This window comes from Pedobacter segetis (genome assembly GCF_016623585.1).
GTDB lineage: Bacteria > Bacteroidota > Bacteroidia > Sphingobacteriales > Sphingobacteriaceae > Pseudopedobacter > Pseudopedobacter segetis.
This window is the reverse complement of record NZ_JAEHFY010000014.1, coordinates 114671-132541: the sequence shown is the minus strand read 5'-3', so window position 1 is coordinate 132541 and position 17871 is coordinate 114671. Positions and strand designations below refer to the sequence as shown.

General features: G+C 34.7%; 34 protein-coding genes. 32 read left to right on the top strand and 2 right to left on the bottom strand.

What is annotated here, in order from left to right:
• The 3 genes from I5M32_RS11400 to I5M32_RS11390 form a co-directional block, all read left to right on the top strand.
• The coding region (locus tag I5M32_RS11400) for a DUF6965 family protein (RefSeq protein ID WP_200586371.1) at nt 1-392 on the top strand (392 nt) is incomplete at its 5' end.
• Nucleotides 393-417: 25 nt separating this feature from the next.
• A complete protein-coding gene (locus I5M32_RS11395; RefSeq protein WP_200586369.1) occupies nt 418-690 on the top strand; it encodes a hypothetical protein in 273 nt (90 codons plus the stop codon).
• Between the two features lie 98 nt (nt 691-788).
• Entirely contained in the window at nt 789-1151 is a 363-nt protein-coding gene (locus I5M32_RS11390; RefSeq protein WP_200586367.1) for a hypothetical protein, read from the top strand.
• Between the two features lie 291 nt (nt 1152-1442).
• Here the strand turns inward: I5M32_RS11390 and I5M32_RS11385 are convergent, their stop codons facing one another.
• Together I5M32_RS11385 and I5M32_RS11380 are read right to left on the bottom strand one after the other, a co-directional pair.
• A complete protein-coding gene (locus I5M32_RS11385) occupies nt 1443-1829 on the bottom strand; it encodes a PEGA domain-containing protein (protein WP_200586365.1) in 387 nt (128 codons plus the stop codon).
• Entirely contained in the window at nt 1826-2182 is a 357-nt protein-coding gene (locus I5M32_RS11380) for a hypothetical protein (RefSeq protein WP_200586363.1), read from the bottom strand. The genes I5M32_RS11385 and I5M32_RS11380 overlap by 4 nt, the downstream gene beginning before the upstream one ends.
• Nucleotides 2183-2335: 153 nt before the next feature.
• Here I5M32_RS11380 and I5M32_RS11375 point away from each other — a divergent pair, with 153 nt between their 5' ends.
• The 29 genes from I5M32_RS11375 (at nt 2336) to I5M32_RS11240 (ending at nt 17870) form a co-directional block, all read left to right on the top strand.
• Complete coding sequence (locus tag I5M32_RS11375; protein WP_200586361.1) at nt 2336-2629, top strand: hypothetical protein; 294 nt, start codon at nt 2336-2338, stop codon at nt 2627-2629.
• A 12-nt stretch (nt 2630-2641) separates the two neighbouring features.
• On the top strand, nt 2642-3085 hold the full coding sequence (locus tag I5M32_RS11370; protein WP_200586360.1) for a hypothetical protein: 444 nt from the start codon (nt 2642-2644) through the stop codon (nt 3083-3085).
• 31 nt (nt 3086-3116) lie between these two features.
• Nucleotides 3117-3356, top strand: a complete 240-nt coding sequence (locus tag I5M32_RS11365) for a hypothetical protein (RefSeq protein WP_200586358.1) — start codon at nt 3117-3119, stop codon at nt 3354-3356.
• Nucleotides 3353-3763 carry a hypothetical protein gene (locus I5M32_RS11360; RefSeq protein ID WP_200586356.1) on the top strand — a complete coding sequence of 137 codons (411 nt, stop codon included), beginning with the start codon at nt 3353-3355 and terminating at the stop codon, nt 3761-3763. The genes I5M32_RS11365 and I5M32_RS11360 overlap by 4 nt, the downstream gene beginning before the upstream one ends.
• An 11-nt stretch (nt 3764-3774) precedes the next feature.
• The gene (locus I5M32_RS11355) at nt 3775-4125 is read left to right on the top strand and encodes a hypothetical protein (protein WP_200586354.1); all 351 of its coding nucleotides are present in this window, start codon (nt 3775-3777) and stop codon (nt 4123-4125) included.
• A gap of 244 nt (nt 4126-4369) precedes the next feature.
• Nucleotides 4370-6670, top strand: coding sequence for a primase-helicase family protein (locus I5M32_RS11350; RefSeq protein WP_200586352.1), 2301 nt, complete (start codon nt 4370-4372; stop codon nt 6668-6670).
• Nucleotides 6667-7503, top strand: a complete 837-nt coding sequence (locus tag I5M32_RS11345) for a CHC2 zinc finger domain-containing protein (protein WP_200586351.1) — start codon at nt 6667-6669, stop codon at nt 7501-7503. The genes I5M32_RS11350 and I5M32_RS11345 overlap by 4 nt, the downstream gene beginning before the upstream one ends.
• Nucleotides 7504-7695: 192 nt before the next feature.
• Complete coding sequence (locus I5M32_RS11340) at nt 7696-7881, top strand: hypothetical protein (RefSeq protein WP_200586350.1); 186 nt, start codon at nt 7696-7698, stop codon at nt 7879-7881.
• Between the two features lie 67 nt (nt 7882-7948).
• Nucleotides 7949-8587, top strand: coding sequence for a hypothetical protein (locus I5M32_RS11335; RefSeq protein WP_200586349.1), 639 nt, complete (start codon nt 7949-7951; stop codon nt 8585-8587).
• Nucleotides 8588-8664: 77 nt separating this feature from the next.
• Nucleotides 8665-8880: a hypothetical protein gene (locus I5M32_RS11330; protein WP_200586348.1), complete on the top strand. Its 216-nt coding sequence runs from the start codon at nt 8665-8667 to the stop codon at nt 8878-8880.
• A gap of 637 nt (nt 8881-9517) precedes the next feature.
• Complete coding sequence (locus I5M32_RS11325; RefSeq protein WP_200586347.1) at nt 9518-9823, top strand: hypothetical protein; 306 nt, start codon at nt 9518-9520, stop codon at nt 9821-9823.
• Complete coding sequence (locus I5M32_RS11320; protein WP_200586346.1) at nt 9820-10143, top strand: hypothetical protein; 324 nt, start codon at nt 9820-9822, stop codon at nt 10141-10143. The genes I5M32_RS11325 and I5M32_RS11320 overlap by 4 nt, the downstream gene beginning before the upstream one ends.
• The gene (locus tag I5M32_RS11315) at nt 10136-10726 is read left to right on the top strand and encodes a hypothetical protein (RefSeq protein WP_200586345.1); all 591 of its coding nucleotides are present in this window, start codon (nt 10136-10138) and stop codon (nt 10724-10726) included. Before I5M32_RS11320 ends, I5M32_RS11315 begins: the two co-directional genes overlap by 8 nt.
• A 4-nt stretch (nt 10727-10730) precedes the next feature.
• Nucleotides 10731-10997, top strand: coding sequence for a hypothetical protein (locus I5M32_RS11310; protein ID WP_200586344.1), 267 nt, complete (start codon nt 10731-10733; stop codon nt 10995-10997).
• A gap of 162 nt (nt 10998-11159) precedes the next feature.
• Nucleotides 11160-11351, top strand: a complete 192-nt coding sequence (locus I5M32_RS11305) for a hypothetical protein (protein WP_200586343.1) — start codon at nt 11160-11162, stop codon at nt 11349-11351.
• Between the two features lie 76 nt (nt 11352-11427).
• The gene (locus tag I5M32_RS11300) at nt 11428-11997 is read left to right on the top strand and encodes a hypothetical protein (RefSeq protein ID WP_200586342.1); all 570 of its coding nucleotides are present in this window, start codon (nt 11428-11430) and stop codon (nt 11995-11997) included.
• Nucleotides 11997-12176 carry a hypothetical protein gene (locus I5M32_RS11295; RefSeq protein WP_200586341.1) on the top strand — a complete coding sequence of 60 codons (180 nt, stop codon included), beginning with the start codon at nt 11997-11999 and terminating at the stop codon, nt 12174-12176. Before I5M32_RS11300 ends, I5M32_RS11295 begins: the two co-directional genes overlap by 1 nt.
• Before the next feature lie 186 nt (nt 12177-12362).
• Nucleotides 12363-12515, top strand: a complete 153-nt coding sequence (locus I5M32_RS11290; protein WP_200586340.1) for a hypothetical protein — start codon at nt 12363-12365, stop codon at nt 12513-12515.
• Between the two features lie 21 nt (nt 12516-12536).
• Complete coding sequence (locus I5M32_RS11285; RefSeq protein ID WP_200586339.1) at nt 12537-13229, top strand: hypothetical protein; 693 nt, start codon at nt 12537-12539, stop codon at nt 13227-13229.
• A gap of 23 nt (nt 13230-13252) precedes the next feature.
• Nucleotides 13253-13654 (top strand): hypothetical protein, encoded by a 402-nt coding sequence (locus tag I5M32_RS11280; protein ID WP_200586338.1) that lies wholly within the window; start codon nt 13253-13255, stop codon nt 13652-13654.
• Complete coding sequence (locus tag I5M32_RS11275; RefSeq protein ID WP_200586337.1) at nt 13655-14041, top strand: hypothetical protein; 387 nt, start codon at nt 13655-13657, stop codon at nt 14039-14041.
• Nucleotides 14034-15062 carry a hypothetical protein gene (locus tag I5M32_RS11270; protein WP_200586336.1) on the top strand — a complete coding sequence of 343 codons (1029 nt, stop codon included), beginning with the start codon at nt 14034-14036 and terminating at the stop codon, nt 15060-15062. Before I5M32_RS11275 ends, I5M32_RS11270 begins: the two co-directional genes overlap by 8 nt.
• Nucleotides 15052-15498 carry a hypothetical protein gene (locus I5M32_RS11265; protein ID WP_200586335.1) on the top strand — a complete coding sequence of 149 codons (447 nt, stop codon included), beginning with the start codon at nt 15052-15054 and terminating at the stop codon, nt 15496-15498. The genes I5M32_RS11270 and I5M32_RS11265 overlap by 11 nt, the downstream gene beginning before the upstream one ends.
• 113 nt (nt 15499-15611) lie before the next feature.
• Nucleotides 15612-16064: a hypothetical protein gene (locus I5M32_RS11260; protein WP_200586334.1), complete on the top strand. Its 453-nt coding sequence runs from the start codon at nt 15612-15614 to the stop codon at nt 16062-16064.
• A gap of 2 nt (nt 16065-16066) precedes the next feature.
• A complete protein-coding gene (locus I5M32_RS11255) occupies nt 16067-16225 on the top strand; it encodes a hypothetical protein (RefSeq protein ID WP_200586333.1) in 159 nt (52 codons plus the stop codon).
• A gap of 3 nt (nt 16226-16228) precedes the next feature.
• Complete coding sequence (locus tag I5M32_RS16865; RefSeq protein ID WP_262895599.1) at nt 16229-16351, top strand: hypothetical protein; 123 nt, start codon at nt 16229-16231, stop codon at nt 16349-16351.
• Nucleotides 16348-16881, top strand: a complete 534-nt coding sequence (locus I5M32_RS11250) for a TIGR02594 family protein (RefSeq protein ID WP_200586332.1) — start codon at nt 16348-16350, stop codon at nt 16879-16881. The genes I5M32_RS16865 and I5M32_RS11250 overlap by 4 nt, the downstream gene beginning before the upstream one ends.
• A gap of 64 nt (nt 16882-16945) precedes the next feature.
• Nucleotides 16946-17524 (top strand): glycoside hydrolase family 73 protein, encoded by a 579-nt coding sequence (locus tag I5M32_RS11245; RefSeq protein WP_200586331.1) that lies wholly within the window; start codon nt 16946-16948, stop codon nt 17522-17524.
• Between the two features lies 1 nt (nt 17525).
• Nucleotides 17526-17870, top strand: a complete 345-nt coding sequence (locus tag I5M32_RS11240) for a hypothetical protein (RefSeq protein WP_200586330.1) — start codon at nt 17526-17528, stop codon at nt 17868-17870.
• The last annotated feature ends 1 nt before the right edge of the window (nt 17871 follow it).

Here is a 17871-nt window from a genome sequence, read left to right as displayed (position 1 = left end):
CTTTCAAACCTCTTCGCCAGCTTAATCACTGGTCAGTTTGCCACGGAATTACATGGTCAACTTCATCGGAATATACACCAAAGACTCAAAAGATTGAAATTATTGAGCCGTTAACAGCAAGCCCCGAAGCTTATAAATTGATAACAGCCGACCCCGAACAACCTAAAACGGAACAGCCCGAAGATTGGAGCGGAATAATAAAGGAACTGGAAAGCCATTTTAAAACAATTGAACTACCAAACAGCCCTATACAATTAAACCGAGGTACTAAGATTATTAGCGTACAAAGGTTTTATGACAGTCATTTAACAATTATTAAGGCGAACAACGGCAAAGAGTTATTTACACCGTATTTAAACAGATTACAGGAACTAAAAGCTATACTAAAGTAGTATCAATTAGATTAAATTTAAGAGCATGGCAAACAATACAGGACAAAAATTTGGAGGGCGCACCAAAGGAACTACAAACAAAGATACAGCCGAGATAAGAAACAGTTTTCAACTATTGATAGAAAACAACTTGAAGCAATTGGAACAGGATTTAAAAGCCTTAGAGCCAAAAGATAGGGTTAAAGCTATTATTGATTTATCAAAGTTTGTAATTCCAATAATGAAAGCAACCGAGCTAAACGATGTTAGCGGACTTTCAGTTGAACCTATTACATTTACCGTCATCAGATCAGATTAAGGAGGGCGGAGGTGTATTTGAAAAAACTTGATTAATGAAGAAAAACATTAGTTTTACAATTGATATAACATTTAATATTAATTACTTAAACCAAAAGCATGAAAAAATTACTGCCATTTGTTATTGTTTTATTTCTTTTTGCGTGTGCTAAAAAAGAAACACCAATTGAAAAAAGTATTTCAGAATATGTTAAGACTAATTTTAAAGATCCTGCAAGTTATGAAAGAATATCCATTGAGGTTTTAGATACCGTTACCGTGGCGAAAAAAATCAAAGTTTATGAATCAAAAGGAATAAGCCATGAGCAGTTTGATAATGAGCCAAAAGATAAGTTTCTATATTACACAGTAAGCCATAAGTACAGAGCAAATAATTCTTTCGGTGCTAAAGAAGTGTACAGCGATATAGTTTCAATGGATAAAGATTTTAAAATTACTGGAAGTCATAGTGTAGATAAATAAATTTATTATCTGCATAAAATAAAAAAAGGTTTACCAAATTAATGGAAAACCTTTTTTAAAAGTCTCGATTGCAACAAAGAGACACTAAGCAAATATAAAACTTTATAAACCTAAATAACAATCCCTTCACATTCAAAACCGTGTGCGCCACCGTGTGCAAAAATTAAAAAACCGCCTTAAACATAGTTCAAAAGCGGTTTAATGTACCCAGCGCCGTAAATTCTAAACCTTTATAAAAAACACTAAACCAGCGTTTTACAAAAAAGCCGTGTAAAAAATTAGGAAACATTTTTATTGTTTTTCAAGCTCGTACTTTACTTTGTCCGGTGTGGCAGTGTAAATATTGCCCGTAACAAAATCAACAATAAGCCAAACGCCACCGGTAACAACATCAAGAACAGCCATACCGATTTGTACTTTCCTATTGATGGTAATATCCGTTGGTTTGTAGCCCTCCGCTTTAATGGTAATTTTTGCGCCCTGCTTCAAAGCATTTTTGGGAATTTGAACACGCTTAGGCGTTATTCCTTCTAATTTGCCGTTTACAAAAACCTTTGCGCCGCTGGGCGTACCATCGGGGATTTTTACACCCGTTTTATTTCCCGTGAAAATGGTTGCACAACTTTGCAACGTTAATAAGCCACAAAAGGCAATTGGTAAAATGTAATTTTTATTCATTTATTTGATTTTAAGAGTTTAATAATTTCTTCTTTATCTATAATTTGTTGTTTTAAATATTCATTTTCAACCTCATATTTAGTCTTATATTTTTCTTGGCTATCATTCACAATAGAGCTGCTTATTTGACTATTGTAATTTCCTTTGATTTTTTGAGTGTTATTAACCTCAAAGAAAAGGCTTACTGGTACATTAAGAATTTCTGCCATTTTTTTTATATCACTATACTTTAAAGTCTCATTAGACAAAGAAAGTCTAAACCCAGCATAGGTTTTTTCCATTTCTAAAGCCAACCAACTAAGCGGTTTCTCTTTTTGTTTCAAAATCTCATCAATAATTTTCTTTAAGTCCATGTATAAAATAATTTAATTGATTATCAATGGTTTATGATTTAATTGTATAATTTATTATATAATTATTTGGTTTGTATTATATAAATTATTTATAATTGCATATAAAATTTTATATAATCATTCAAAATATTAGTAAAACTATAAAAAATTTTTATGAAAAATTATAAATATCGCATCAATGAAATGATGGAAAACTTACCCATCAGATTGCACCGCAAAGCATCAGTAATTATTCCTAAGAAATTAAATGTAAGTACAGCCACTTTTTCTAATTACAGGAATATTCAGTTAAATGATATTCAGGACATCCCTTATGAAAAAGTAATAATGCTAGAAAAATTATTTTCACTAAAACACGGAAGCTTACAAAATTTCACTATTGATACCCCATCAATAGAAATTCTTTTAAACCAAGACGAAAAAAAATCTCATTCGGTAACAGCTTAATTCGTAACAATTATGTATCAGAAAAAAAATAATGTTTTGTGGGATTTGGAAACTCAAATCCTATTTATCGAGGGCATGAAAGAGCGTTTGGACGAAAAAACCTATCAAATAGAAAGAAGCAATTTATTGAAAGATGAAAAGCTATTAATCGAAAAAGAACGCCAAACCATTGCTAAGGTTATTGCCATTGCAAGCCAAAAGTTAAATCTTCTTTTAGAAGATATTTCCATCGAAAATTATAAATCGATCATTCCAAAATTCAAAAAAATGCAAGCTCCCGAATATGATGCAATAAAAACAAGGTATTACAACATCTTACAAAAAATTGTTGAGTTAGAAGATGTAATACACCGCACTTATTGCCCCGTTAAGCTTGCTTTTTTTAATGGCGATATGAGATTATTGACCCAGGAGAAAGAAGAAATTTTTACTTACCTAATTGAGCAAAGCAAATGACTAACGCCGTCCAACCTAATCTTCCAAAACCATGAATGATATACTTCCACACGACAACCGCTTACCCGAAACCGTAACACCGGCATTTTTACCAGTTCCTCATAAAATTATTATGGAAAAATGGGAATGTGGTAAAATAATAATTGGGGCTAAATACATGAGCAAACACAAAATAAGCGGTTTTTGCTTATCCGGAGGTTACACCATTGACGAAGCCGTTGAAAACGCACTACTATCAATAGAAAAATGGACTAATCCCGTTAAACCATGAATAAAAAACTCCGTTTTGCAATCAACTGGAACATGAAATTGACCAACAATGTATGGCCAACCATCCGCTTAAAAGACGAAAACAAATATAGGTTAAACCAAAATTATGATGTTGTGCTTGAAGATAACTTGCATCATAACGTTTACGGCGATGCTAATTGTGTTTTTATCAAACATTACAATTTTAACGATTTGCCCGAGCCGCTTTTATTGCTGGATATGGCATTAAATAAGCCCGAAGCCCTAAAAATGCTAAAACACCTTTACGCCGATAAAATAGAACAAGGCTTAAACATTGAAACCGCTCTTTTCTCTTTTATGCTTTTCAAGTGGAAGCCCCAGCAACAGGACATCTACCAGCAAACATTTGCACCCGGAATTAACCAAGTCTTACAAAAAACCGCATAAACCTTATAACCATGAAAAAAGTAACAATTATTGTTGGTGCAAAAAACACCGGAAAAACCGCTAAAATTTTTGAAATAATTGGCGAACGTAGTTTCCTAGGCCTTTCCGGTAAAATATCTAACGAAGCCTTATTCAGTCATCTAAAAGGTGAAAATACTGTTGTGTTTTTTGACGAGCCTTTTAAATGCGTTAAATATTTAAAGTGTTTGATCACAGCCACCACATTATATAACAATTCAACAGGTCAATATTTTGATAGACCAGAATTGATTATTTCGCTTCAAAAAAATGGTTTTCAGGATTTTTCTGTTCCCGTAAGAAGACATGTTTCCGTGATTGATATGGATTTACAAACCACTTAATCCCTCCCCTATATGCCAAACGCTACTCCTAAATACAGCATCCGGGAACATCTTAAAAAATCCCCGAAACCATTTACAAAAATCAGTTACGAAATGTGCAACTATTGCGAAATAACACACCGTACGTTAGAAAAATACATGAACCTGCCTAAAGACAGCAAAAAAAGCATGAGTTCTGATCTGTATTTCAAAATGGTAACATTCCTTAAAATCAATCAATCCGAACTCCTAAACCAATAAATAAATGGCTAAAAAATCCACAGAAACCCCGGCACCAATTACCGAGGTACAGGCATCCTATTTTCAAGACCGTTTACAGTATTTAGGAGTTGATCCGGTTAAATATTGCTTTGCCAAAACGCCCTATTTTACCGAAAACAAAAACGGAAACATTGAAATTCATTACCCAACATTGCACCAAGCCCCGGCAATGATTAAAACCCGTTTACACCCGGATAATGTAAAAGAAAACTACACTTATTTTCAATCGCAAAAAGGCAATTTTTTATTTTTTCCGCCAAACGTTCTACAAGCTTTCACGGATAAAACACCCATTGAAACGCTATACCTAACCATTGGCGAATTTAAAGCCACCTCCGCAGATGTAAACGGTTTGCATTGCGTTGGGCTATCCAATAAAAACGCTTTTGCCAATGGCGAAAATTTGCACCCGGACCTTGTTAAAATAATTGAGGAAATGGAAGTTCAAAACCTTGTTTTACTGCTGGATGCTGATATTTACCATTTAGAGTGGGATGCAGCGGAGGAACCCGACAAAGATTTAGCGGCCAATTTATACCAGCAATTTAACGCCGTTTCCAAATTCCGTTTACTGGCCAAAGAAAAAGTAAAATCCGTTTACCTCTCCGTTATCCGGGAACGCCTTTTTAAAAACCAAGATGTTAAAGGATTAGACGATTTATTCAACTATAAAAAGGCGACCGAATTTCAAGTAATTGAAGATTTACAGCGTTTTACGGTTGCAAAATCTTACTTCGAGACCATCAACCTAAGCATCGAAAACATATCCAAACTAAAATCCTTTTTTCATATCAATTTTTTTAAAGGTTCGCCCGATGATTTTTACCGCAAATACAGCTATTTAATTGGCGGTTTAGAGTTTACTTTTTTACGTGGTAAGTTTAAGTGGGATATTGTTTTTGAACGATTAGAACTTACAAAACACGCCGATAGCGGATTGTATAAGCGTGTGGGTTGCGATTTTTTTAAAATTATCCACGTTCCAAACTCCAAAAAAATACTGGAGCGCAAACTAATAGGCTGGAAACCGGGCGAAATTAACCGGGATTACGTACAAGGATTAGGGATTAAAAATTTCTTTAATACGATTGATAAATACGAGGATTTTTGCAACGTACCGGAAAACAATCCCGAAAAATACGAACAAATAATTGAGGGCTGTTACAATCTTTATTTCCCTCTAGAACACGTTCCCGAGGTTGGCACATTCCCAAAAACAGAAGCTTATTTAAAACACATTTTCGGCGAAAAGCAACTGATTTCGTGCTATACAAATTACGATTTAGCTTTAGACTGGCTTACCGTCCTGTATCGTGAGCCTATCCGTAAACTCCCGGCTATTTGTTTGGTTTCAAAAGAAAAACGCACCGGAAAATCTACTTTTCTTTTTTGGCTAAGGGATATTTTTAACGAAAACGCCACTATAATAGGTAATAACGAGATTAACGATAAATTCAATGATGACTACATAGGTAAATTAATAATTGCCATTGATGAAAGTTTTATCGAAAAAAAGCTGATCCAAGAAAGCATAAAATCGCAGATCACTAATGAAAAGGGGAAAATGCAAGGTAAATACACTAGTCGCCGGGATATTCCCTTTATCGCCAAATACGTGATGACATCCAACGATGAAACCAATTTTATGAAAATTGACGATGACGAGGAGCGTTTTTGGATTAACCGGGTTAACCCTTTCCCGGTAGGAACAGAGGTGCCGGATTTGCGTGAGGAAATGAAACCCGAAATACCAGCTTTTTTAAACCTTTTAAAAACCCGTAAAATTTTACATCCCTACAAAAGCCGTTTATATTTTGACCCTAAATTGTTAGAAACCGATGCCACCAAAGCGGTTAAAAACAGTTCTAAGGGCTGGCTAGAGAAAGAGATACGAGCCATTTTTAAAGATAAATTTTTTGAACACCGTTACCACACGCTTTATTTTTCGAGTAGCGAGGTTTTAGCCATGCTAAACGGAAACGATGGCGGTATAAAATTCCGCCGTGATCCTGTTACCGAGGAACTCGAAAAAACTTTTAAAATGAGTAACGATAGCGTAATACGGGTATCGCAACCAGCAAAAACAGACAATCCAACCACAGAGGAGGAAACTTTACAAGAAACTTTTGAGCCGAAAAAAGGGCGTTTTTTCACTTTTAAAATAGAAGATTTTTACAGCTGGGATTATATAGAAAAGTACTTCAAATTTTGCCCAATTGAGGATATTAAAAAATTTAGGTTACAACGCGGACAAACAGAAAGTAAGGAGGATTTAATGTTATGATAGACCAATCAATCCTAGATCAAGTAAAGGAAAAATCAATTTCCGATTACCTGCAAAGCAAAGGAGTTTTAAAAGATGCCAAACGAAGCACCGCAAAAAATTCTTTCTTTCATAGCCCTTTTACGGATGACCGCACAGCATCGTTAAACGTAAACGAGCATAAAAACAGCTTCTTTGATTACTCCGCACAGCTGGGCGGTGATATTATAAAACTTTGTATGGAGTTAGAACGTTGCGAGTTTAAAACCGCCGTTGAAAAGCTTTCCGGGTTAAACCTTAGCAATGTAAAACCACCGGAAGAAACATTTAACGAGCTGGTAATAACCAAAACCCACGAGCTTAAAAACCTACACCTTGAAGATTATTTGCATTACGAGCGCAAAATAAACGTGTCGCTATGTTACAGCTACATACAGGAAGTGCATTTCCATTTCAGTAAAAACCCCGAAAAAAAGCAATACGCAGTCGGTTTCAAAAACGATAAGGGCGGTTTCGATTTGCGGAGTAAGTTTTCTAAAGTAGCGAAATCCCCAAAGTGGTTTACTACCATCAACCCAGGCACCAAAAAAGTTTCCGTTTTTGAGGGCTTTATGGATTTTTTAAGTGCCGTAACCTTTTGGAACATGAAACCAGCGCACACCGTCATTATTTTAAACGGTAGCGCAATGATTCATTTCGTAGATTTTATGCCCTATTCTGATATTTCTTTTTATGGCGATAACGACACCGGAGGAAATAAAGCATTTGCCCAAATGCCACCACATACCAAAGATAAAAGAGGGCTTTTTAATGGTTACAATGATTTTAACGAATTTTTAGTAAAAAGGATATGAAAAACAGAAACAATAAACCTAAACATTGGGGCAAATTTACACCCCTTTTAGAAAAACGAACGTTACGTTGCTTGGCATCTGTTGCCGATAACGTGAACGAAATTATGAAAACTAAATTTAATATTACCATCGTATTTTCCGCTGAAAAAATAAACGGCAATAGTGCCAACAACTGTTATAAATCGTTTTTTTATGAAAAAATATCTGTTAAAATTAATCAAAGAAGATATTCAAACTACAATGAATTTTTTAATTAATTGGAAGATAATGGAAGAACATTTTAAAACTTCTGAATACCAAATAAAAAGAAAATTAGCAATGGAACGTAAATTGGAAAAAATTAGTCGTTATAAAACTCGGGTTCAAAATGAGTTATAACGACCGATTATTTGAGTTGGTGGACTTTAAACCACATAATTAATTAAATAACGAAAAACTTACATAAATGAAAACAGAAATTAATAACAAGTCGACCGACACTAACGCAAATAATATGTTAGCGGATGCCGTGTGTAGGCCTATTTTATTTTCAACTCCAATGGTACAGGCGATTTTAAATGGAACTAAAACCCAAACAAGAAGGCAAGTGAAAGGGATGGCTTTAGATTGGTTAAATGATGGATTTACCCCAGAATTTGTTGCCATGAAAGAAAATGGATTTGGTAAAGCTAATGTTGGCGACATATTTTGGGTTAGAGAAACCTTTGGGAAAATACTCTCCTTCGATAAATATTGTTACCGAGCAGATGTTGAGAGTAAATATGATAAACCTGCTTTAGGGTGGAAGCCTTCTATTTTTATGCCACGAGATGCTTGCCGTATTTGGCTGGAAGTTACAGGAAAAAAAATTGAAAGATTAAGAGATATTTTCCATGTAGATGCTAGAAATGAAGGTGTAGATTTTATTCAAGGTATTTCACAAAAATTGTATTACAACTATTTAACACTTGATTATGGGTGTAATGAGCTTTTTTCATTTATGACCTTATGGCAAAAAATTAATGGAGAAAAATCCTGGGAAGAAAATCCGTGGGTTTGGGTTTATTCTTTTAAACGTATTGAATGTCCGGAAGGTTTCCGCTAACTAGCAGCTAAATGAAGTGCGACCGTAGGAAGCATTTTTTTTAGCGATAGTTATCGGCAGTAACAACCTTGCGAAGCATGGGCGTTATTGCCGACCAGCAGAGCCACTTAATAAATAAAAATAATATGAAAACAATCGAAATTAAAGTTGAAGAAAATGAAAATGCCACAGCATTTTACTATAGTTTTAAATCTATAAATCTTAGTAAAGTAGAATTATTAGGGATTATGACAATTATTATTGATAATATAAAAAGTCAAGAAACAGGCCAGCAGATCCACACAGGCAATTAAAAATTTTGCGCTATTAGCCACGGCGCAAATTTAGCCCCAAAGAGCGAAAAACCTTTTTAATTGCACAAACTCCCCTTTAGGGGTTGGGGGTTAAAAATAAAGGGCTTATTTCAAGCCCTTTGCCTTATTCTACTCTTTGCATCCACGGCAATAAATCTTAAGGGCGTTTTAGCCCTTTTTTTATGCAATAGCATTGCCAAATTAAAACTAATATTAACCATTTAAACTAAGCTGAACAATTCTTAAACGCATTATTTCAATGATAGTATGCCCTAGTTTTTTGCCCCTTTGGGGTTGAGAGATGCCGAAATTTTGCCATAAAAAAGAAAATCAAGTGGAATTTTTTTAAAAAAATAAATTTTATTAAATATTTTGTGGCATTGTGGCATTTAGTCTTTTTATATTCTACTATTACTTAAAATAATTAACATAGTGTAACTATAAATCAATCAATTAAATCAAAAAAAAATAAAAATAAAAATGCCACAAAGTATGCCACAAAGTAAAATCACTTTGTGGCAAAATCTTAAACTTTGTGGCATTTACAGAAAACATTTTCGGAAACATATTTCGGTAAAACCTATTGATTACCATTTAATTAACCTTCACATTTGGTACTCTTAATCAATAGATTTTAATGATTGATCATTTCCACCCCATCCAAACGCCGCCCACTCTCGAGCCTGATACCTCGGGAGTCCCGGCGGCAAAAGAAACGGAAAAAAAACCCCGTAACCAGCATTTAAAGAGCGAAAACCCAAAAAAATATCAGTTTACAGCAAGGGCAACAGAGCAAACCGCATGCACAATAAATAAAGCCATTGCCGCCCGAAAAAAACAGCTAGGATTAGCCGAAAACGGCAATTATGATATAGTAATGTTGGCTTTAGACCTCATAAAAAAAAACAATCACGATTTATTATCATCCCTAAAAACCCGATGAAAGACAAGTATCAAAAAGAAGTTTCAGAAATTGAAGAAATCAAAGAAACGCCAGAAATCATTTTTCAAACAGAGTTAATTGCTCCCGAAATGGTACAAGTAAATGCCGAAAACCTTAAACAATTGGTTGCACAAAACCACGAATTAAAACAAGATTTAGGCGAACTGATAACCGTTTTCAATTCATTTTCTAATCTTTTTAGCGGTAAAATAAACATGGTTACCCTCCCGGTTACCATCATGAAGCTTTTAAAAAACGACGATGTTCTAAATCAGTTTTCGCATATCCAACCCATTTTAGATAAATATAAAAATGCCTAAAGAACCAAAAGCAACCGAAAACACGATTAATCTATTAGATATTTTATCCGAAAAGGTAGAAGTAAAAGACAACCCAGCCGTATTTAATATTGATGTTTCAGAAGAAAATTTTCGGCCCGAATTTGAAGAAGAAATTATTGAAGATTTAGACGAAAAAGAAGATCAAGGGCAGTTAATTGATGATTCCGAATATTCGGACGAACCAATGTATTTAAACCCAAAAGACACCGCAGAAAGTATTGTAGGTTGTATTGACGGTTTGCAAGCATTTGGATTGCCAATTTTTCTTAAAAAATCTGTTTTCACGGCTAAAGAGTTAGAAATGTTGGATACTTTAGATACCACAGGCGGCACAATTTACCGCGAAAACAGCCCCGAAAAGAAGATTTTAAACCGTTACAATAAATATTTATCTATTGTCGATCAGTTCCCTTTTAGCGAAGGAGAAAAACGCCGCCTAGTTGATGGTACTGCAAGATATGTGAAAGTAACAAATTTAAAAATGTCTCCGCTTACAGGGTTAATGTTAGCTTTTGGAGACGTAACCGCAAAAAGAATATCATTATTTAACTCCATAGATTAAAGCCATGAATATAATTGTTTTCATAATTATTTTATTCATAATGGTTTATACCATTCTATCTAATCAAGAAAGTAACCGTAAACAGTTAAAAATGATTGATTCTAACAGAGTTTATTCATATCATAACCCATGGACTGAATTACCAGCCACAGCGGTTTATTATACCCCTAAATTTAGCTTTACAAACTCAATCCCGGATAAAAGAATTAAAAAACACAATCGTTTACGGTTCAAAAAAGCCGCAAAATTAAAACGCCGCAAAAATGCTTAATTTTTTGGTTGCTCTTCTTTTTTTGGCTACGCTCTTTGCATTTGTAATAGGTAATATTTTTGCCCGTGATTTTTTAATAAATGAATTGAAACCAATTAAAAAACGAGAAAAACAATTTATAGTTAAAAGAATAATCAGAGAAAATTTAAAACAAAAAACATCATGAGCAACCAACCAAACCCGAAAACAAACATTAATCACTTTGGCGTAGAATATTGCTACCAAGGAGCATTTGAAGGCGCACAATTAGAAACCGTTAAAACCAACTGGCTTAACGCAGGGCATAAAGTATTGATGCAACCTAAAGGGAGTAATCATTTATACGTTACAAGGTTTAAAACCCGTAATTGGTAATGATAAACTGTTTTTTAATTGGTTATCTAGTTGGCAGAATTGTATCTTATATCGTTAATCATTATAAAATAAAATAATGGCAAGAGATTTACACCATACCACGTTAATGGTTGCCAAAAAGGGAACGGGCAAAAGTACCAAGCTTGCAGAAATCGCTAAGTGTTATGCCCGTTATTCAAAAGTTTTGGTAATTGATGTAAACGGATCTCCAGCTTATAATTTTATTCAAGAAATAGAATTAAAAAGATTAAGATTAGTTAAAGGAAATGGCATTGTTAAATTGATAGGTGTACCGGACGAAGAAACTTTAGAGCATATATCTAAACATTTTACAGATGGCTTAATCATTTTTGAAGATTGCACCAAATATATTTTGGGAAACTTAAGCAAAGGCATCAAGAAATTTTTAACCGATCATAGGATGTTACGCCTAGATCTAATTTTTACATTCCATAGCTTAAAACGCATACCTCCGCAAATGTGGGAAATGGCAAGTTATGTAAGTGTAGGCAAAACAGTAGAAGTTTTTGAGCAAGGCGCAAACCGAAACCGCATCCCCAATTACGAAAACATATTAAAAGCATGGAAAAAAGTTTGCGCACACCCCAGCCCTTACCATTCATTAACCGTGGAAACATTTGTTTGATGAAAGAAACGCCTGTAAAAGCTTACACCTATAAAGAATTATATATCATGTATGGCGTAAGTAGTAAAACGTTTAAAAAATGGCTTACAACGGCACAAATTACCATCCCGGAGGGTTGCAGAACATTAACACCTATTAAAGTAAAAGAGATATTTGAAAAATTAGAAATGCCTAGTTAAATAAAACCTTTTCTATTTTCTTTTTAAAGCCCGTTTCTTAAATTGTAACGGGCTTTTTTACGTCCAAAAATTACCAAAAGCATCAAAATAAATCCTTTGGCATCCCTTCGCATCCATAAACAATACCCGTTTTCGGTAACTCCTACACATTTGAATCATAAATCACTAAAAACAAATGAAAAAATCATGTTAAGCTACATCGACAAAAAGCAATTAGTAACTATCGTGGTTGCAGGCATTGCTCTATTTCTATTACAGAAATATCTAACCAAAAAATTAACCAAAGCAGACGGATCAACTGAATTAAAGGTCGGTTTTGATGGCTTAGGACACATTTAATCATTTCAAAAAACAGAAAAAATGTATAAATATAAAAACGCTGCCGACTTAGAAAAAGAGGCAAACGAATTATCAAATTACGATGGTGGTTATATGGGTTATGATGGCTCTGATGATGACATGGTAGAATTTGCAGGCCCCGTAGCTTCTTTTAGAGACCAAGCCCGTGGAGCGCAACCAATGGTTATAACCATTATTAATACAGGCGCAACGGCTTTAACAGCTTTATTATGCCCGGGATTAAACGATAACGCAGTAGGTAAAGTTGTTGACGGTGCTTTTAATGATGTTAACGGATTTGCTGGTTTAACTGGCGCATCAGGTACACCAACTAGTAGTTTGGCTAAGTTTTACAATTATATCCGTAAACGCCCATCAATGATCAACGGCTTCAAAATCTCTACTTCAAACGTGGCGCAAATGGAGCAACAAATCCAAATCCAATCAGAAAACCCATTTAAAATTGGTTCTAGTCGTTCAATTGCCGTAGGTACTTTCGCAAACGAGCAAAATTTTAACACTCAAATACTATCAATTCCAGAAAGTTTTTACATGGATGACGAAAGTATCATTTCTTACACCGTTTTACCGGGAACTACCGTAACACTTACGTTAATGTTAGGTGTATCTGTAAACCCAGCAAAAGCATTGCGTAAGAAAACAGCTAAAGCAAAATCAGCTTTAACCGCAGGTGGTGCAAAATTCATAGGATAATTTAACCATGTAATCAATTTACAATGGATATAGAAACTTTAGTTGCGCAACATCCACAAGATGTTGCGCTGTTGTTTAAAGCCTTTGGGTACAATATGCCCGTAAATTTGCGTAATACAACTTTGTTTTTTAATGTAAACGGCAATAAAGAAATTCCTTTTAATAATTATACCGATGATCAAAAACCTAAAGGCAAACTTTGGGATATTTTGGGAAAAGGTTTAGATATAGCAGGAAAAGCCGCCGCCATTATTAACCCAAAAAAATACGCCGCTTTAAGCCAAAATAATCAAAATAGCCAAAATTATTCTTTGCCTATTCAACCGGAAAGTGATCGCATTTTAGGAATAAATAAAACCCTGTTTGTTTCTCTTTGTGGCTTATTGATATTGGCTCTGTTACTCATCCTTTTTAAAAAGAAATAAGTGGAAGAAAAGGCAAAAGGGATAACCGATGTGGTAAGGGTTGCCGATTTGGGGCGCACTCCCGGTTGTGTAAACCGCCGTACTGGTGTAATGTATATCTCCATGAAGCACATCAATAATATGCCTAAAGAACATATTTTATTTATGATGCTCCATGAAAAAGCACACGTAGAGTTGCAGACAAATGATGAAAACCTAGCAGATGAGCAAGCATTTAAAGAATATGCGGCACTCGGTTACTCATTAAAAGAAAGCGTTAAGGCACTTACAAGGGTTTTAGACGATAAAAACCCATCCCACAATTGGAGAATGTACCAACAATTGCAACGGGCAGAAAAATACGATATAGAAAAAAACGGTAATACTAAATTATTAAACCATGCCTAATATCATTAAACAATTACGGCCAACAATAAATGACACTATCGGGAATGGCGGTTTTTCTCCTATTATACCGGGATTGATACAAACGCCAAATTCAGACGGTTCTAATGGTGGTACAAACTCAACACCATTAGGTAATATCATATCTGATTTATTTAAAAAATCCTTAGCAAACGATACTGGTGCAAATGGTGGTGGTTTTCAAGTTGGGCAATATACCAATGATGATGATGATGATAGTTTAACGCCGCTTATTGCCTTTGAAGATAATGAGATTTTTGATGGTTTACGCCGTTCAAAACCTTTTACACCTAATATTAGAGATGCCATATCTGCTTTTGTGGGCAAAGAAAAAGGCGGTAAAATTAGCGGTTTAGTTTCCGGTTATGCTTTTGGTTTACCCGATACTTATTTCAGAAGAAAAAACCAGCCTTTAAATTTTAGCGGAGATAACAATATAGAGTTTTATGATGAAGTTTTTCCCCAAGAATTAACGGATGAAGAATTTGAACACGTACTCAATTTAGATGAAGATTACGAATCATTTTTAGGTATTCATATAGGTAAAAAATCAAAAGCAAGGGCAGCCGCAAGAAAAGAAAAAAGAGTAGCCCGAAGGGATGCCCGTAAAGATGCCCGAGCCGCAAGAAAACAAGCCCGTGTAGATAGAAAAAACAAACGTTTGGAAATTAAGCAGTACAAGGCAGAAACTAAGCGTATAGGTGCTGAAAACGGCGAACCTTCGGGATTTGATAAAATATTAAATACTGCAAAAAGTGTTTTTGGTGGTGGTAATAATGATGATTTATCTGAACCAATAAATACAGGCGAAGAAAATTATCAAGATGGTAATTATGATGATGGAAGCGGTACAGATGAAAATGGAAATTTAATCCAGCCCACAATAAAATCAAACACCACTACTCAAGGTTTTTTTGGTCAAAATAAAACCGTTGCAATCATTATCATTTTAGCATTAGTTGGGGCGGCAATTTACTTTATAAAAAATAACCATGGCAAATAGTACAACGGCTTTATTATTAGCCTATCAAAAAAATAAAACAATGGTAATAATTGGCATTTTGGTTATCGCCATAGCTATCTATTTTTATTTTAAAGGCAAAAAAGACGGAAAAATAACCATTGCAGATGCTCCCTATATCAACGGCAAAGATGCAATCCCTAAGGGGTTTAACCCAAATATACTAGCGGATAAACTTTATGATGTGATGGATGGCTTTTTTACCGCATCAGGCACAAAGGATGCCGCTTGGTTAGAATTATATCAACTAGCAACAGATGATATGGTAGTAGCCGTGTACAATGCCTTCAATGAAAAATATGGTATTAAAAGAAACGGCTCTTTAACACAATGGATTAGAGACGAAAAATATTTTGATCCGTTATCCGGAGTAAAAACCAAAGCATTAAACAGATTATCTCAATTAAGACTTACATAAACCAAATTTAAAAATGACAAATAACACTAAATACTTACTAATTGCGGTAGCCGTAATCGGTTTAGGTTACTACTTAAAAAAGAAATATTCATTAGTTAAAAAAGCAGTTTAACATGAAAAACAAAGGTTTAATATTTGGCTTGGTCGCTGGAGTTGGGCTTTTGGTTTTCTTTTTTATAAAGAAATCAAAAGCCGCTCTAAAACAAAGCGAAGCACCGCCGCAAAACCCAGCAACGGCAACAATTGCACAAAAGATTGCAACGGGATACAACGCCAATGCAACTACCTTAAACAGTAGTGAGGTAAAACGTTACGCAGGTTGGATTGATGCAATTAATGATGATGTTTTAGCGCAAAAATCAAAAAAAAGTATAGATGCAACCGCAAAAATGATTTACAACGCAAACTTGATTAAATCACTAAGCGATGCAAATCTAAAATCCGTGATAGGTTTTTGGGAAAAAGCCCGAGGTATTAAAATTACACAATCCGTTTTCTTTGTAGGTCCAATTTTAGACAATACAGAAACCATCCCAGCATTTATACGCAGAATTAAAGATTTATAAATATGCCAACATTAGTAGATAACCTTTTAAAAGGAGAATTACCCGAGGTAAAAATGAATATCTCCCTGGATCGTGAAACCTTAACGGATATAGCGATAACGGCAATAATTGTGGCGGTTTTAGTAACGCTTTTAAATAAATTTTTACTCTCAAAAATTTAAGAAATGGCAAAGTTTAAAACTATCCAAAGATTAGGAGCAACTGAAAGCCCTTATTATGAAGCAACCGGGTTTGGGGATCCTATTGATCAAAAGTTTGTTTTTAAATCAAGAAAAAAGAAAATATGAATTTATTAATCCCTTTACAATTTCAATGGCTTAATGCTTTGGCACTCCCTAAAATGGTTACTGAAGCTTTAAGCCATTACGGTACTTTAGAAAATAAAGGAGCGGATAATAACCCCGATATTACAAAATGGGCAAAAGAGTTGGGCGGTTGGGAAAGTACATATTACACAACAGACAGTATTCCATGGTGTGGCTTATTTATGGCTATTTGTGCCAAAAGAAGCGGTTATGCACCACCAAAAGATTATTTAGCCGCTAAAAGTTGGGCAAACTTTGGTTTAAAATCTGATAAACCATCCTTAGGCGATATTTTGGTTTTTACTAGAGACGGCGGCAACCATGTTGCTTTGTATGTTTCAGAAGATGAAAAGAATTTTCAAATATTAGGCGGCAACCAAAGCGATGCCGTTAAAATTATCAGTTATCCAAAAAGTAGGTTATTAACTGCCCGTACACCAATTTATAAAATTGCTAGACCTTCAACGGCAGTACCTTATAATATAGATGGAATAAAAAAAAAAGTTTCTTAATCCTTCTTTTTTTAGGGCTTTTATTGGTAGCGGCGTTTTTTACATTTTATAAATCAAAAAAATAATGGGCAAAAAAATTCAGTATAAAGGAAGTTCTACGCCGGGCAAAAATACTCCGGGTCAATATGCCTCAAAAATTGCATCCGCAGTAATAAAAGCCTGTTTAAATACGGGCATTTTGCCCAGCGTAGTAATAGGGCAGGCGATGCAAGAAAGCCTTTACGGTAACAATTACAAAGCTTATTATTTTAACAACCCCTTCGGACACATGGCAAACAGTAATTGGAGCGGCGATAGCGTAAGACTAGGGACAGGAAAAGCACCTTATTGGAGGGCTTATCCTACCCTTTTAGATGCTTTTAAATCCCACGTTGCAATTTTACAGGGTAATAAGTATAAAATACAGGGAGTTGCCTTAAAAAAAACGCCAATAGCACAATTAGATAGTTTGCAAAAAGCAGGGTATAACGTTGGACCGGATAGAAACCAATATGCTGCAAAAATAAACCGGATAATTAATCAATATCAATTACCCGGCTACGATAAACAATTACTGGCCATGGAAAGAGAGTTGAACGATAATAATTTGGCTTTTCACGAACAGGACGGGATAACACAAGCTTTACACTCAATTTTCGCATAAAATGGGATACATTAATCCAATATGTTTTTTAAACAAAACCGAAACGTTAGATGTAGCGGTTAAATCTCTCGACACATTTAAACAATTTGGCGTTGAAGATTTTAGAAATGTTGCAGGGGATATAAAAAGCGTACAGATGGTTTTAGAACCAAATGCCGCCGCTGCCGCAAACGCAATTTTAGCCCGTTATTGGCAAACTGGAGTAGATCCAACTTTAACCGAAGGCATCCCGGTTAGGGCATTTGATAAAATCGCTGTCAATTCTGTTTTAGACGTGATTAGTTTTAGGATAATGGCAATTGATGGTTTAGAGCATACTTTACAAATCCAATATTTTAATTACTAAT

Excerpts from the sequence above, each read along its gene's own strand:
- I5M32_RS11240 (WP_200586330.1), top strand. The coding sequence starts at position 17,526 with ATGGGATACATTAATCCAATATGTTTTTTAAACAAAACCGAAACGTTA.
- I5M32_RS11370 (WP_200586360.1), top strand. The coding sequence starts at position 2,642 with ATGTATCAGAAAAAAAATAATGTTTTGTGGGATTTGGAAACTCAAATC.
- I5M32_RS11335 (WP_200586349.1), top strand. The coding sequence starts at position 7,949 with ATGAAAACAGAAATTAATAACAAGTCGACCGACACTAACGCAAATAAT.
- I5M32_RS11340 (WP_200586350.1), top strand. The coding sequence starts at position 7,696 with ATGAAAAAATATCTGTTAAAATTAATCAAAGAAGATATTCAAACTACA.
- I5M32_RS11265 (WP_200586335.1), top strand. The coding sequence starts at position 15,052 with ATGGCAAATAGTACAACGGCTTTATTATTAGCCTATCAAAAAAATAAA.
- I5M32_RS11350 (WP_200586352.1), top strand. The coding sequence starts at position 4,370 with ATGGCTAAAAAATCCACAGAAACCCCGGCACCAATTACCGAGGTACAG.
- I5M32_RS11345 (WP_200586351.1), top strand. The coding sequence starts at position 6,667 with ATGATAGACCAATCAATCCTAGATCAAGTAAAGGAAAAATCAATTTCC.
- I5M32_RS11260 (WP_200586334.1), top strand. The coding sequence starts at position 15,612 with ATGAAAAACAAAGGTTTAATATTTGGCTTGGTCGCTGGAGTTGGGCTT.
- I5M32_RS11295 (WP_200586341.1), top strand. The coding sequence starts at position 11,997 with ATGAAAGAAACGCCTGTAAAAGCTTACACCTATAAAGAATTATATATC.
- I5M32_RS11355 (WP_200586354.1), top strand. The coding sequence starts at position 3,775 with ATGAAAAAAGTAACAATTATTGTTGGTGCAAAAAACACCGGAAAAACC.
- I5M32_RS11375 (WP_200586361.1), top strand. The coding sequence starts at position 2,336 with ATGAAAAATTATAAATATCGCATCAATGAAATGATGGAAAACTTACCC.
- I5M32_RS11365 (WP_200586358.1), top strand. The coding sequence starts at position 3,117 with ATGAATGATATACTTCCACACGACAACCGCTTACCCGAAACCGTAACA.
- I5M32_RS11300 (WP_200586342.1), top strand. The coding sequence starts at position 11,428 with ATGGCAAGAGATTTACACCATACCACGTTAATGGTTGCCAAAAAGGGA.
- I5M32_RS11330 (WP_200586348.1), top strand. The coding sequence starts at position 8,665 with ATGGGCGTTATTGCCGACCAGCAGAGCCACTTAATAAATAAAAATAAT.
- I5M32_RS11255 (WP_200586333.1), top strand. The coding sequence starts at position 16,067 with ATGCCAACATTAGTAGATAACCTTTTAAAAGGAGAATTACCCGAGGTA.
- I5M32_RS11360 (WP_200586356.1), top strand. The coding sequence starts at position 3,353 with ATGAATAAAAAACTCCGTTTTGCAATCAACTGGAACATGAAATTGACC.
- I5M32_RS11390 (WP_200586367.1), top strand. The coding sequence starts at position 789 with ATGAAAAAATTACTGCCATTTGTTATTGTTTTATTTCTTTTTGCGTGT.
- I5M32_RS11290 (WP_200586340.1), top strand. The coding sequence starts at position 12,363 with ATGTTAAGCTACATCGACAAAAAGCAATTAGTAACTATCGTGGTTGCA.
- I5M32_RS11305 (WP_200586343.1), top strand. The coding sequence starts at position 11,160 with ATGAGCAACCAACCAAACCCGAAAACAAACATTAATCACTTTGGCGTA.
- I5M32_RS11385 (WP_200586365.1), bottom strand. The coding sequence starts at position 1,829 with ATGAATAAAAATTACATTTTACCAATTGCCTTTTGTGGCTTATTAACG.
- I5M32_RS11395 (WP_200586369.1), top strand. The coding sequence starts at position 418 with ATGGCAAACAATACAGGACAAAAATTTGGAGGGCGCACCAAAGGAACT.
- I5M32_RS11320 (WP_200586346.1), top strand. The coding sequence starts at position 9,820 with ATGAAAGACAAGTATCAAAAAGAAGTTTCAGAAATTGAAGAAATCAAA.
- I5M32_RS11315 (WP_200586345.1), top strand. The coding sequence starts at position 10,136 with ATGCCTAAAGAACCAAAAGCAACCGAAAACACGATTAATCTATTAGAT.
- I5M32_RS11285 (WP_200586339.1), top strand. The coding sequence starts at position 12,537 with ATGTATAAATATAAAAACGCTGCCGACTTAGAAAAAGAGGCAAACGAA.
- I5M32_RS11250 (WP_200586332.1), top strand. The coding sequence starts at position 16,348 with ATGAATTTATTAATCCCTTTACAATTTCAATGGCTTAATGCTTTGGCA.
- I5M32_RS16865 (WP_262895599.1), top strand. The coding sequence starts at position 16,229 with ATGGCAAAGTTTAAAACTATCCAAAGATTAGGAGCAACTGAAAGCCCT.
- I5M32_RS11310 (WP_200586344.1), top strand. The coding sequence starts at position 10,731 with ATGAATATAATTGTTTTCATAATTATTTTATTCATAATGGTTTATACC.
- I5M32_RS11380 (WP_200586363.1), bottom strand. The coding sequence starts at position 2,182 with ATGGACTTAAAGAAAATTATTGATGAGATTTTGAAACAAAAAGAGAAA.
- I5M32_RS11280 (WP_200586338.1), top strand. The coding sequence starts at position 13,253 with ATGGATATAGAAACTTTAGTTGCGCAACATCCACAAGATGTTGCGCTG.
- I5M32_RS11245 (WP_200586331.1), top strand. The coding sequence starts at position 16,946 with ATGGGCAAAAAAATTCAGTATAAAGGAAGTTCTACGCCGGGCAAAAAT.
- I5M32_RS11325 (WP_200586347.1), top strand. The coding sequence starts at position 9,518 with ATGATTGATCATTTCCACCCCATCCAAACGCCGCCCACTCTCGAGCCT.
- I5M32_RS11270 (WP_200586336.1), top strand. The coding sequence starts at position 14,034 with ATGCCTAATATCATTAAACAATTACGGCCAACAATAAATGACACTATC.